Source organism: Flavobacteriales bacterium, from assembly GCA_013001705.1.
GTDB lineage: Bacteria > Bacteroidota > Bacteroidia > Flavobacteriales_D > JABDKJ01 > JABDLZ01.
Genome location: JABDLZ010000004.1, coordinates 1 through 13,855 on the forward strand (window position 1 = coordinate 1; position 13,855 = coordinate 13,855).

At 48.1% G+C, this 13,855-nt stretch carries 12 protein-coding genes; 7 read left to right on the plus strand and 5 right to left on the minus strand.

What is annotated here, in order from left to right:
• The 5 genes from HKN79_00070 to HKN79_00090 all read left to right on the plus strand — a co-directional run.
• On the plus strand, positions 1 to 273 hold a 273-nt coding region (locus HKN79_00070; protein ID NNC81946.1), incomplete at its 5' end, for a hypothetical protein.
• A 62-nt stretch (positions 274 to 335) separates the two neighbouring features.
• A complete protein-coding gene (locus HKN79_00075; protein ID NNC81947.1) occupies positions 336 to 4,820 on the plus strand; it encodes a hypothetical protein in 4,485 nt (1,494 codons plus the stop codon).
• A 31-nt stretch (positions 4,821 to 4,851) separates the two neighbouring features.
• The gene (locus HKN79_00080) at positions 4,852 to 5,913 is read left to right on the plus strand and encodes a PorV/PorQ family protein (protein ID NNC81948.1); all 1,062 of its coding nucleotides are present in this window, start codon (positions 4,852 to 4,854) and stop codon (positions 5,911 to 5,913) included.
• 91 nt (positions 5,914 to 6,004) lie between these two features.
• Complete coding sequence (gene greA / locus HKN79_00085) at positions 6,005 to 6,478, plus strand: transcription elongation factor GreA (GenBank protein NNC81949.1); 474 nt, start codon at positions 6,005 to 6,007, stop codon at positions 6,476 to 6,478.
• On the plus strand, positions 6,478 to 6,867 hold the full coding sequence (locus HKN79_00090) for an HIT family protein (GenBank protein NNC81950.1): 390 nt from the start codon (positions 6,478 to 6,480) through the stop codon (positions 6,865 to 6,867). The genes greA and HKN79_00090 overlap by 1 nt, the downstream gene beginning before the upstream one ends.
• Positions 6,868 to 6,873: 6 nt before the next feature.
• On the opposite strand, the gene ruvC is transcribed toward HKN79_00090, so the two are convergent.
• A complete protein-coding gene (gene ruvC, locus HKN79_00095; protein ID NNC81951.1) occupies positions 6,874 to 7,437 on the minus strand; it encodes a crossover junction endodeoxyribonuclease RuvC in 564 nt (187 codons plus the stop codon).
• 52 nt (positions 7,438 to 7,489) lie between these two features.
• Here ruvC and HKN79_00100 point away from each other — a divergent pair, with 52 nt between their 5' ends.
• Both HKN79_00100 and HKN79_00105 read left to right on the plus strand, forming a co-directional pair.
• Positions 7,490 to 8,593 carry a glycosyltransferase gene (locus tag HKN79_00100; protein ID NNC81952.1) on the plus strand — a complete coding sequence of 368 codons (1,104 nt, stop codon included), beginning with the start codon at positions 7,490 to 7,492 and terminating at the stop codon, positions 8,591 to 8,593.
• Entirely contained in the window at positions 8,590 to 9,690 is a 1,101-nt protein-coding gene (locus tag HKN79_00105; GenBank protein NNC81953.1) for an ABC transporter permease, read from the plus strand. Before HKN79_00100 ends, HKN79_00105 begins: the two co-directional genes overlap by 4 nt.
• Before the next feature lie 21 nt (positions 9,691 to 9,711).
• On the opposite strand, the gene HKN79_00110 is transcribed toward HKN79_00105, so the two are convergent.
• The 4 genes from HKN79_00110 to HKN79_00125 form a co-directional block, all read right to left on the minus strand.
• The gene (locus tag HKN79_00110) at positions 9,712 to 10,083 is read right to left on the minus strand and encodes a DUF3127 domain-containing protein (protein NNC81954.1); all 372 of its coding nucleotides are present in this window, start codon (positions 10,081 to 10,083) and stop codon (positions 9,712 to 9,714) included.
• Positions 10,084 to 10,192: 109 nt separating this feature from the next.
• Positions 10,193 to 12,658 carry a T9SS type A sorting domain-containing protein gene (locus tag HKN79_00115; GenBank protein NNC81955.1) on the minus strand — a complete coding sequence of 822 codons (2,466 nt, stop codon included), beginning with the start codon at positions 12,656 to 12,658 and terminating at the stop codon, positions 10,193 to 10,195.
• 108 nt (positions 12,659 to 12,766) lie between these two features.
• Positions 12,767 to 13,477 carry a hypothetical protein gene (locus HKN79_00120; GenBank protein NNC81956.1) on the minus strand — a complete coding sequence of 237 codons (711 nt, stop codon included), beginning with the start codon at positions 13,475 to 13,477 and terminating at the stop codon, positions 12,767 to 12,769.
• A partial coding sequence (locus HKN79_00125; GenBank protein NNC81957.1) for a peptidoglycan DD-metalloendopeptidase family protein occupies positions 13,474 to 13,855 on the minus strand: 382 nt, incomplete at its 5' end. The genes HKN79_00125 and HKN79_00120, both read right to left, overlap by 4 nt.

Consider the following 13,855-nt stretch of genomic DNA (forward strand, 5'->3'; position numbering starts at 1 on the left):
AAGAACGATGAAGGAGAGAAGGCCAAGACAGCCAACCTCAACATCTACCTGCTGATCAACAACCTACTGAATACACAGAATGTGGTAAGGGTATATCCATTCACCGGTGACCCGGATGATGACGGATTCCTTGTAACTCCGGAAGGTCAACAGGCCGTAGCAGGTGCTCCGAGCCCTGAAGCCTATGCTGACCTGTACTTCCTGAGACTCATCGACCCTTACAACTACGGACTTGGAAGAACAATACAATTGGGTGTGAAACTGGATTTCTGATAGCGATCAGAGTAACCTATTTGAAGAATAAAACACAGTAAATCATGATGTTTAACCGATACTTGAATAGAGCCCTTGGACTTTTCGTTGCCTTGACGATGATCTCCTTCTTGGCAGAAGCAAAGGAGTACGAAGGCAAGAGCAATTCGAATAAGAAGAGCAAAGCTTCAGCCTCTGCGCTTTCCAAGATGGCCGATTGTAATCCCCCTATTGCCTATACCGAGTTCGCATTGAACAACGTGCGTTTCGGACTTGAGGCCGGTGGTCAGATCTGGGAGGACAATGGAGATGCTTCTTATGAAGTGCCTAAAGTGGATCCAGAATCTGGTGAAATCTCTATTCACTCACTGTATGCAGGTGCGCTTTGGATCGGAGGATATTCTCCAGATGGTCAGTTGAAATTGGCTGCGGTCACCTATCGTTCAGGTGGGGGAACGGATTTCTTCAATGGTCCACTTTCCAACAATGGTTTCGCCACTGCAGATTTCTGTAACACGACTGGATATTCGGAGTTCGATGCCCACTTCCCAACAGGAAATACGGCTCCCGATTTCGATGTTAGACGTCCATCAGGGGTCAGCCGCACAGATGTGCAGATTCATAGAGCCTATTTCCAGTGTATCAACGATCCTGATTGTGACGTAGATGAACTCTTTCCTGATGGCTACTCCATGCCGGATTATTTCAATAACTGGCCTGGTTACAATTCCGATCCGAACTACTCGGCCTATCTGGCTCCGTATTGGGACTTTGATGGCAATGGACTGTATGAGCCTAGCCAAGGGGATTATCCATGGTTCGATCTGGACAATGCGATTGACTGTAAGACACGTCAGGTGACAGACCCACTTCCTCTCTTCGGTGATGAGGCCATCTGGTGGGTTTTCAATGACAATGGAGGAATCCACACTGAGACAGGTGGTCAGCAGATCGGTATGGAGATCCAAGCACAAGCATTTGCTTACACCACTACGGACGAGATCAACAACATGACCTTCTATAACTATGTACTGATCAACAGAGGTACGCAGACTCTAGATGAGTGCTACTTCGGTCAGTGGGTGGATCCAGACGTGGGATGTCCTACGGATGACTATGTGGGTTGTGATGTTCAGCGTGGACTGGGATATACCTATAACGGTGATGAGAACGATGCGGCTTGTGATGGTGTACCTGGATACGATGTTCTACCTCCAGCTGTAGGGATCGACTTCTTTGAAGGTCCTTTCCAGGATCCTGATGGATATGATAACCCTCTGACCACCGATCTACAGATCGTGAATGATTCGCTCGGTATTCCTTATGAAGGTATCGGGATTGGATACGGTGATGGTGTAGTGGACAATGAGCGTTTCGGAATGAGAAGATTCGTCTACTATAACCGAGATGACCAAACAACTACTCCTGCTATCAATGGAGAGCCGGATATCGCTATCGAATTTTACAGTTACTTGGATGGTATCTGGATGAACGGTGAGCCCATGACCTATGGAGGTAATGGAGTAGGAGGATCGGTCCAGACAGACTATATGTTCCCAGGACTTACAGACCCGGTCGGATTCGCAACGGAAGGTTCTGTGACCAATGACAACTGGACTGAAGGTTCAGAAGGGAATGAGCCGGGTGATAGACGTTTTATCCAGTCAGCGGGTAAATTCCGTCTGGAGCCAGGAGAATTCAATAATATCACAGTAGGAGTGGTGTGGGTACGTCCCTTCGCCAATACAGAAGTTACCTTGAACTCATTGAGGATTGCCGATGACAAAGCGCAATCACTCTTCGACAACTGTTTCCGTATCCTGAGTGGACCGGATGCTCCGGACCTCGCGGCACAAGAACTCGATAAAACCATCATCTTGTATGTGTCCAATGAGAATCCTACATCGAACAACTTTCGTGAGTCTTACGGTTTCCCTAGTGAATTCGCTTTCGACCCACTGATTCCGGACATCACTTCAGAGGGTGAGGAGATTCCGATTGAAGATCAGTACTACGAGTTCCAAGGGTACAAGATCTTCCAATTGAAAGATGCATCTGTTTCCTCTGCCGAGCTGGGTGATCCAGACCGCGCTCGTTTGATCTTCCAGACCGATATCCAAGATGGAGTGGATCAGATCGTCAACTATGTGGACGATCCGCAGTTGGGGATGAAAGTGCCTGTTGAAGCAGTCAATGGTTCGGATGACGGCATCCGTCACTCTTTCATTGTCACTAGAGATGCCTTCTCTACGGAAGGTCCTGATCTGGTCAATTTCAAGAAGTACTACTTCATGGCTGTAGCCTATGCCTACAACAACTATGAGGAATATAATTCATTCGCATTCACAGGACAGCCATTGCCTTACCTGGAGTCTCGTAAGACAGCTACTGGAGGTATTCCGGTAGTGACTGCCATTCCGCATGATCCTACATTGGAGAATGGAGGAACCGTATTCAACTCGGATTTCGGTGACATTGTACCTGTGACCCGTATCGAGGGTGAAGGGAACGGTGGAAATGTGGTCGATATCACAGATGAGACCAAGTTGAATCTCCTCAATAGTGAATTCAATATCGTAGATGAGTTGGAGTATGTCCGTAACTCATCACCGATCAATATCCGCGTGGTCGATCCTTTGCGTGTGCGGTCTGCGGAATTCAATCTCGGATTGATCCCCAATGATCCAGACTTGAGTGTGGATGATGTTGCAGACGAATTCGAGTTGGAGGACACTGATAATATAGGTTGGTATCTGGTCGACCTGGCCAATACGAATGACACGATATTCTCGAACAATACTCTGGAAATAGGAGGAGAGCAACTCGTGCTTGACTACGGTATCTCGATCGATATCGAACAGTACGAGTACATCCGTATTCCGGATTCGTCCAATGAACTCCCTGATTTCTTGGAGGCTTCATTGACATTCGATGATCCAGAGAAGAACTGGTTGACAGGAGTTCCTGATACAGATAATCAGACGGAACAGAACTGGATTCGATCAGGTTCCAATACAGAAGCTCAAGATGGAGATCCCGGTGATCCTCAGCAGGAAGCCTATTACTTGGACTTCAACAACATCGACCCGAACGAAGAGTATGAGAGTGTTCTAGGTGGTACGGTATCGCCATGGCATTTAGGTGCGCAGTCTTGGACTGGACCTGCATTTATAGATGAGACTTTCCAGGTTCCGAGTTCTACCCGTATGACGGATCTGAACAATGTAGATGTGGTATTCACCAGTAACAAGGATCACTGGACTCGTGTCCCGGTCTTGGAGAATCAACATTTCCCATCAGAGGCTGCAGGTCAACAGCAGAAGAACAAAGCACGAATTGCACTCTCTGTCGATAAGAACGGTAAGAATCAGCTGAACGGAGGAGATTATGACGAGTGTACGATGAATGGGCTACAGCTCATGACTCAAGACATGCTCGATGACCTTTCCACTGGAGAGAAGGATCGCTATAAACTTGCCGCTTGGCCTACGGATGATCCGGATACACATGCAGATGAAGAACTGCTGGACCTAAGCTTCGGTATGGGTTGGTTCCCAGGTTATGCAGTGGATGTGGAATCAGGTGAGCGATTGAATATGGCGTTCTCTGAGAATAGTGCACTAGCCTTGGAGAATGGTCGCGATATGATCTGGAATCCTACCTCCACTATCTGGAATGATGGTGGATTCGGGACCTTCAATCCGACCAATGCACGATTCGGTGGTATGCACTACATCTATGTCTTCAGGAACTTCAGAAGGCAGGATACCCGTGATGAGCGTATGACGCATTACGACAACGCTACCTACCTCTATCATAACATCAATGAGGGGAATACAGAGCGTAAGCGAGTATTCAGGGCCTGTACCTGGGTCATGCTTCCATTGTTGAATGATGGCTTCGATCTTCTATCCGTTGAAGAAGGACTGATTCCTTCTGACGCTCTACTTAGATTGAGAGTGGCAAAACCGTATGCTAGGTATGCTACCATAGAGACGGTCTATGAAGATTACCCGTATGTGGATGAGGACGAGTTATGGACACAGCAATTCCCATACTTCTTCTGGGATGAGGAAAGTGGAGTGATCGAGCCCGATGAGTTCGATGCGAGTGACTTCCCTAGCACCAATCCGACTCAACCTGCTTACCATATCAATGAGAATGATTGGTTCCCGTACTATCGATTCGACACCAAGGATTTCGCTACAGAAATGAATGTGAATTCTGTACTTGTGGAGTCCATGGAGATGAATGAGATCAATGTGGTACCTAATCCATACTATGGTTCTTCTGACTACGAACTGTCGAGATTGGATAACCGCGTTAAGATCATCAATCTACCCGCAGACAAGATAGCTCGTGTGCGTATCTATGATGCAGGTGGAATACTGGTCAGGACGATCGAGAAGGAAAGCCCAACGACATTCGTTGATTGGGACCTGAAGAATGAAAGGAATGTACCTATCGCAGGTGGAGTACATATCTTCCATATCGAAGTAGAAGGAGTAGGCGAGAAAGTCGTGAAGTGGTTCGGTGTCATGCGCCCGATCGACCTAGATAACTTCTGATACCATAGACCAAAGCATTGAATTCTATTTGTTGAATAGACAGAAAACGACCATGATGAAGAAAAGAATAGCAGCCGTTCTACTAGCAGGATTGATGATTCCGTGTGGACTCTTGGCCGGGAATGAAGACAGGATAGGTACCGCAGGTGGTACTCAACTCCTGATCAACCCTTGGGCCAGATCATCGGCCTTGGCCAGTTCAAATGTGGCTTCGGTCATCGGTATCGAAGGTTCATTCATGAATGTAGCAGGACTTGCCTTTACACGTAAGACCGAGATGATGTTCACCAATACAGATTGGATGAGCGGATCGGATATATCCATCAATTCGATCGGATTGGCTCAACGTGTAGGAGAGTCATCTGTACTCGGTATTTCGGTCATGTCTCTCGATTACGGTGATTTCATCACTGCCACTACCGATGTACCAGAAGGTGATGGTTCTACGTTTGCAGTCAATAGCTTGACTATCGGGCTCTCCTATGCCAAGGAGTTCTCCAATAGTATCTATGGTGGAATGACGGTGAAGGTGCTGTCAGAATCCATGTTCAACGCGAGCACCTCTGGTATTGCTTTTGACGCGGGTATCAAGTATGTGACCGGTGAGCAGGATCAGATCAAATTCGGGATTGCACTGAAGAATGTAGGTCCTCCGATCTCCTTTGCCGGAGATGGACTTTCATTCCAGACTACGCTCAATAATGGAAACATTGCCACAGCTGAGACGAGGAGTGCAGAACATGAGATTCCTTCGTTGATCCAGATCGGTGCTGCCTATGATTTCCTACTGAATGAGAATCATACGATCACGACCAATGCTGCGTTCGTATCCAATGCATTCTCTCGTGACAACTACAATGTTGGTGTCGAGTATGCCTTCAAGAATCTGTTCATGCTACGTGGAGGATACTCCTTCGACCAAGCAGATGATTCAAGTACAGATGCTGCAACGTTCCTGACAGGACTTACAGCTGGTCTATCCATTCAAGCGCCTATTGGTAAGGATGGTGGCTCTATCGGAGTTGACTATACCTATCGCGATACCTCTCCATTTGATGGGGTCCACAGCATAGGTGCACGCATAGACATCTGATTATCAGTCTATAGAATCTAAGAATTACGTATTTTCACAGTGAGAAGGCCCCTCGAGGGGTTTTCTCATTTTTTGTCACTAATCAACACACATGGGTCAGTTAGCGTACTATACCGAGGAAGGACTTCAGAATCTGAAGAACGAACTGAAGCAATTGGAAACAGTAGAACGTCCCAAGATCTCTCAGCAGATAGCAGAAGCTCGGGACAAGGGAGACCTCTCTGAGAATGCCGAGTATGACGCGGCAAAAGAAGCGCAAGGTCTACTGGAGATGCGTATCGCCAAATTGAAAGAGACCATCGCAAATGCCCGTTTGGTAGATGAGACCCAGGTGGATGATAGTAAGGCCTTCATCCTGTCTACGGTGACCATCAAGAACAAAAGCAATGGGATGGAGATGAGCTACACACTGGTAGCTGAGAACGAGGCCGATCTGGCCGCTAAGAAGATCTCTGTCGATTCTCCCATCGGAAAGGGGCTTCTTGGCAAGGAAGTGGGCGACATAGCTGAGATAGAGACTCCGGGTGGAGCCATGCAATTCGAGATCATCAGAATATCTCGCTGATGGCATCCATCTTCTCACAGATAGTGGCCGGTGATATTCCATGCTATCGAGTCATGGAAGATGACAGGTATCTGGCGTTCTTGGATATCAATCCCTTGACTCCGGGACATACGTTGGTCATACCGAAACAGGAGGTAGACTACATCTTCGATCTGGATGACGATCAATTGACTGGACTGCATCTATTCGCCAAGAAGGTGGCGCTGAAGATGAACAAGGTACTGACCTGTGAGCGGATAGGCGTGTGTGTCATCGGTCTAGAAGTGCCTCATGCCCATATCCACCTCATTCCCATCAACCATGTCTCAGACATGGATTTCTCCAAGCCTAAGCTGGAGATAGCAGCAGACAAGATGAAAGAGCTGGCTGAGAAGATTTCCCAGGCCTGATCCTGATCAGAGAATACGATCCGAGTTCTTCTTGATGAAGCTACTCCATCCACCAGAATTTCCCTTGACCAGTCCTATTCCCTGATTGGAATAATGATGACATATCGCTGCAGCCAAGCCGTCAGTAGCGTCATGTTCTTTTGGTAGATCGTCCAATTGAAGGATGGAGCGAAGCATTGCAGCTACCTGCTCTTTGCTCGAAGCACCGTTGCCGGTAATGGCTTGTTTGATCCTACGTGGAGCATATTCCATATAGGGCACATCCCGGCTGAGTGCTGCAGCTATCGCTATCCCTTGTGCACGTCCTAATTTGAGCATACTCTGCACATTCTTTCCATAGAATGGTGCCTCGATAGAAAGCTGATCGGGATGATAGGTGTCGATGAGTTGGACCATGCGGTCGAAGATGTTCTTCAATCGGATCGAGTGGTCATCTACTTTGTTCAGTTTGATACATCCTGCGGTCACCATCTGTACCTTGTTTCCTTCCACCAAGATAATCCCGTAACCCATGACACTGGTACCAGGATCCACACCCAGTATGACCGACTCTTTTGGGATACGCGACATGTAGTCAAAGATACACACGTCCATTGCGCGGAATGCGATTAGCTTTGAGGTTATGGGTATGCTCGTGTGTATTGCTGGATTGACTTATCTCGCTTTCATCGGAATACTCCATCTGGGATGGTCCAAAGCCACTCAAGAGCCATCGACTGACCTGTCCTCCCAAAGAGAAGTGTTGGAGCTTACCATTGTGATTCCGTTCAGAAATGAGGTCAAGAACATCGGATTTTTGCTGAACGACCTGATTGCTTGTGAGATTCCGAAGAACACCAAGCTGCATATCAAATGGGTTGATGACGGAAGCGATGACGGAAGCACCGTTTTTGTTTCAAAGGCTATCGCTGGATACGATCAGCATCTGCTTATCCGGAATTCAGGGAGAGGGAAAGTGGATGCTCTACGCACAGGAATTCAGGCTACTGATTCTCCTTGGATCATAACATTGGATGCTGACATCAGGTTGCCATCCGATTGGATGCGAAGAATCAGCTTCCATCTCTCTTCTTCAGATGCGAGTGATATGCTCATTCTACCCCTATATGGGATAGTAGGGGAGACGCTGATCTCTAAATATGGATGTATCGACTTTGCCAGTCTGGTATGTAGCTCATTGGCCATGGGTGCTCTAGGCAGACCGATTATGGCCAATGGCGCGCATCTCGCTTTTAAGAGGAAATATGCCACTTGGTCAAATGAGATCGTTTCTGGAGATGATGTCTTCTTGCTTCATAACATCAAGTCCCAAGGCGGTCAGATAAAGGTCATAGCCGATAAAAGACTACAGGTTATGACCGACATGCCTGCTACATGGACCGAACTCATCAGCCAACGCACGCGATGGGCTTCGAAAGCTAGACAGTACACCGATCGCGATACCTTGATAATCGGATGGTATCTCTTGTTTTTGAACCTCTTGATATGGGTTCTTTTATGTGCTGGGATATTTAAATCCGAGCTCTTGTACCTATCCTTGATGCTATTACTGGTCAAGAGTATTGCGGATTGGACCTTTGTTATTCGCTCATTGGATTGGACAGGCCAAAGATCCTTGATTCCCCTGCTGCCCTTGGCCAGTCTGATACAGACCCTGATGTATCCGGTGGCATTTTTCAATCGGTATTTCAGTGGTTTTGATTGGAAGGGAAGGCATTATCAATGAATAGATCACAAGGACTTTGGAAAGGGCTATGGAGCGACCCGCTTGCCAGAGCAGGCCTTTTGGTGATTGTGATCTTCTCAATGGTGGCTATTGCAGGGGCCTATCTGAGACCCGACTCTTCTTCCTTCGCCAATGAACAACATCTGGCTCTTGCACGTTCTGCCCCCGGAACCGAAGTAAAATTCTTCTCTGTGGCCAAGGACGTACCTACCAGCAATGTGCCCTTACAGGGACTATTCTTCGGAGGCTTGGAGCAGGGTCACGAACGCTATCCATTCGACTCGGTTCAGATCGGGGATAACGAACTGGCCCTGTATCTAGATGGACATCAGACCTATCGCAGCGATCGAATAGCGGGGCGACCTCTAGCTCGGTTATCTCATGGAGAAGCTATGCAATCGGTCGATGAATACACTGAGCATCAAACTTTTGTACTAGGCACAGACAGTTTCGGAAGGGATATGCTGAGCCGCTTGATGGGAGGGAGCATGATCAGTCTTTCAGTGGGCTTCATTTCCGTACTGATCTCCCTGCTCATAGGAATCACTTTAGGCGCTATTGCCGGATATTTCAGAGGTGTGACCGATGGATTGATCATGTGGTTGATCAACGTCATATGGTCGATTCCCACACTGCTGATGGTCATCGCCATCACCTTGGTGATGGGGAAGGGATTTGTACAGGTATTCATTGCAGTTGGGCTCACGATGTGGGTAGAGGTGGCCCGAGTGGTGAGAGGGCAATTCCTAAGCATCCGTGAATTGCCCTATCTCGAAGCAGGCCGCTCCATGGGATATAGTTCCCGGCGGCTCATCTTCAAACACATGCTGCCCAATGCCATGGGACCTGTCATTGTGATATCTGCTGCCAATTTCGCCTCAGCCATCCTGATCGAGGCCGGCTTGAGCTTTCTAGGCATAGGAACACAGATTCCTATGCCTTCTTGGGGAGGGATGATCAAAGAGCATTATGCATATATCACTACAGATATGGCCTATTTGGCCATTCTTCCAGGGATATGTATCACATTACTGGTGCTCTCCCTTATGCTGATAGGAAACCGCTTGCGCGATATCTTGGATGTGAGAACGGCCTAAGAAAGCTCCCTCAAAAACAGATTAGAAAGGTAGGTCGTCATCTTCTTGAGGAAGAGGCGGAATAGCCGTAGGAGCAGGAGCTGACGCACTTGCTTGAGGTGCTACCGTATCAGCAGTACGTTCGACTTTCCAAACATCGAGCGAGTTGAAGAATTTCACTTCGTTCTGGGGTGAAGTCCACTCACGTCCACGTATGTTGAACATGATCTTTATCTCTTCGCCTTCCACGAATCCATTGAGCAGGTCGCAATTATCCTGGGTCAATTGGAAAAGGATGTGCTGCGGATAATTGGATGAATCATCCGTGAGTACGAATTCTCTTTTTCTGAATGTATCGGTGATCTGCTGAGTCTCTTTGATCACTTTTATCTTGCCTACGATGGAAAATGCCATTCTACTACTGAAATTGAAATATAAGAGCCTCGAAGGTACGGTTTGTACATGAAAAAAGGTCCATCGGCACTGCCGATGGACCTTTTCAAGTCGTTTAGTTTTCAACGAATTATTCGATCACCAATCGTTGGATGCTGAATCCTTCCGAATTGAGGACTCTCACCATATAGATGCCTGCTTCGAGCTCTTCCAGATCGAGTATGACAGGTCGGGTCGCTTCGAGAACGGCTCTCTCTACGTAGGTCGTACGTCCATTCATGTCGATGACCTCGATGTCTACAAGTCCGTTCATGTCGCCTGAAGTCAATGTCACCTGACCTTCAGAAGGGTTCGGGAACAAAGAGAAACCTTGGCTGACGAATTCTTCGACCGAAATCACATCCTCGAACACTCTGATTCCGAATTCTCCATCTTGCTCGGCCCAACCATCAACTTGGATGTAGTAGTTCTGACCTTCGGTCAATCCGGTCAATTCCTCTACTGAGGTATAGCCGAATGGAGCTTCATCTCCACCGTCCTCATCACAGCCGATCTCCACCAGACTAGTGAGGTCGGAACAATCACCCGTCAATTCATAGATGGCGATATGCGTATCATGTAATTCGGTATCCGCAAGGTCGGTGGATACGGTCACTTCACCAGATGCAGGCGCAGTGAATTCGAACCAGACCGTTTCAAGGGTTCCGGTCACTCCGAAACAGGAGCCTTCTGCTTCACCTGCTTCTGGAGTACTCCCTTCGGTATTGAACATCATAAAGGGATCATTGACGATCAATGTCGCAGCTCCACACAGGTCATCATTGTCAGGAGGGAGAGAAGCGGTCTCGAATAGGAAGGGTCCGGCCACTTGGGTCGAATCATCCACATCACATGCTTCTTGAAGGTAGAGTTCATAGTTGGAGCTGATCAGTAGACCAGGGATGGTCACCGGAGGTCCATCGACCCCAACTGTACCTGTGATCACCGTTCCGGTTCCAGGGGTGAATCCTTCTAGACCGTATTCGATGACGAATGTGGCACCCGGGTTATACGGAGGCCAAGAGATAGTAGCGAAATCGAAACCGGCTGTATCGACCTGGATCTCAAAGACACTGGTAGACTGACAAGTCTCCAAAGTCTGCATGAAGTAGGGGCCGAGCACATCGGTAGAATCTCCAGGGCTACATACCGCTTGGAAATAGTAATCATAGACAGTCGCAGCATCCAATCCAGGTAGATGTGCAGGAGGGCCATCGGTACCGATCACCCCAGTGGCTACCATTCCGGTACCGGGTGTAAAACCATCTGGACCATACTCAATGTAGTAGGTGGCACCTATGTTGATCGCATCCCACTCGATGTAAGCATCGGTGGCCGAAACAGAATCCACAAAGAAGGAGAACTGACCTGGTGTCGGGCATGTAGGTGGCTCATATACACAGATGTTGAAAGCACCTTCCACGTTTCCTCCGAATTCCCAAACAGCAGCGTAATAGGTCTCACCGGGAGTGAGTCCGAAAGCTTCGATGAGTGAGAAGAGTCCTTCTCCACCATCGTCATCGCAATCGATGAGTTCTAGACCACCTGCGCAGTCACCACCATACAGGGCCAGTCCACCATCGGTGAATCCACCGGCATTGCTGGTCTCTACGTATACGGCACCACCCGGAGGTGCTACAAATGAGAACCATACATCACCACCTTGATAGAAGGCACAAGGGTGGGGTACTCCTGAATCAGTGGCTCCATCATTGAATCCTACAGTGGGAATGCATTCATTGGGACCATTCACAGGAAGCAGGGTTGCTGTTTCGCAATCGTCATTGGCCAAGATACCCGGAGCTGTGTTGAAAGTGTCCATGATGGTATCCGTGGCATTCTCTGGGTCACACACGGCCCATAGATAGAAATCATAGAATGAGAAGGTATCCAGACCTGTCACTTCTACAGGAGGTCCATCCGTACCGGTTATACCCGTTATCTGAGTACCTGTACCCAACTCGAATCCTTCGGGACCATATTCTACAGTGAATTGGCTTCCAGGACTGAACGATTCCCAGGTAACACTGATATAGTCGACAGATGTGCTATCGGTCTCGAATGTATTGGCTTCGATATCTGGACATACTGGTGGTTGATAGGCACATATGTTGAAGAACCCTTCGGCATTTCCACCATATTCCCATACGGCTACAAACATTTGAGAGCCTGGAGTCAATCCGGTCAATTCGATGAGAGAATACAAGCCAACGCCTCCATCATCATTGCAATCGAGCAATGTCAGGTCGTCACAAGAGCCCACATAAGCGGCCATACCTGTATCTATATTTCCTGAGGTATCTGCAGAGGTCTCGATAATAGCGATTCCAGAGGAAGGCACGATGAATGTGAACCAGACCTCACCACCTTGATAGTTGGCGCATCCGGGTGTCAATGAGTCACTGCCAGCAGCGATATTGTTCCCTTGGGTAGGAATACAGATCTCCGGGCCACCCATGGCGATGAATTGTGCATCTGCACAGGTGTCGTTATCTGGTTGTGCGAAAGCACTGATACTTGCGATCAGAACGATCGAAGAGAGTAATTTTCGAATCATGATGAGTTATAAAGGTTTGCGACAAATCTAAGCAACAATTGTCCGCAGATATAGGGAATATGCCCCCAATAGATTGTTCGATCCTAGCACTCCTAGAGTGCCGGTCGCTTACTTACGCTCAGGGTCCTCGTGGAAATAATACTTGATATCGAAGGTCAAGTAGCCTGCATTCAGGTCGAAGATGACGTCATTCTGCTCCGTTGAAGTTCGATAGGTCACTTTGGATTTGGCCACGGCCGAGAAGGGATTATGGAAACTAGCGCCCAAATAGATATACCCGGACTTACGTGTCCGGTACTCGAATCCCAGATTGGCATCCAAAGCGATCTTGGCCCATTGGCCACGAAGGGTGATCTGTTCAAGTTCGAGGTCCCCACTTCCCACGTCACTTGCAAATAGGTCGATAGACGGTCCGAGTCCGGTATTCATGAACAAGCGCTCACCTAATTGAATGAAGACCAATCCCTTGAGGGGAATCTCATAGTTCACATAACCGAAATCCAATGTCCGCTGGAAGCCGGTCTCTTCATCGGTGAAGGCATAGTCGTACTGTCGTACCACTCGATTGAGCCCTACTTCTGCTGAGATATTCTTGGTAAGCCCTTGGCGTATCACCATACCGAAGGATAGACCGGTACGTGGTTCTATACTGAGCCGATATGGACCATTGGCCACTTCAAATGGTCCAGCACCTCCAATATCGGAGACCAGGATGGGTTTGATCTGAAGGCCTAGTGTGGTGACGTTCTCCTGAGAGAGAAGAAGGATAGGAACGAATGCGCAAAAAGTGAGGATAGCGCTTCGTATACCTGTGATCATTGTGTTCCTATTCTGAGCTTTTGTCCTAAACGCAGATAATCGTTCCTACGTATGCCGTTCAACTCGCAGATCGCCTGTACAGAAAGTCCATATTGCCCTGCGATGCGGTGAAGATAGTCCCCTTTCTCCACTATGTGGTATTTGGTGCCTTTAGGGAGCACGGCATAGCTCCAGCGGGTCTTCTTGAGGACGATGGTGTCATTGTACAGTGCTTGTGAACGGAAATCGATGATCTGTCCTGGGTCGAGAGGAATGCCTTTGAATCGCATCTCGAAATGGAGGTGTGAACCGGTACTATGACCTGAACTTCCACCCAGACCGATGACCTGTCCGGCAGCCACTTCATCTCCTACTTCTACTTTGAAGCGATGTAGGTGG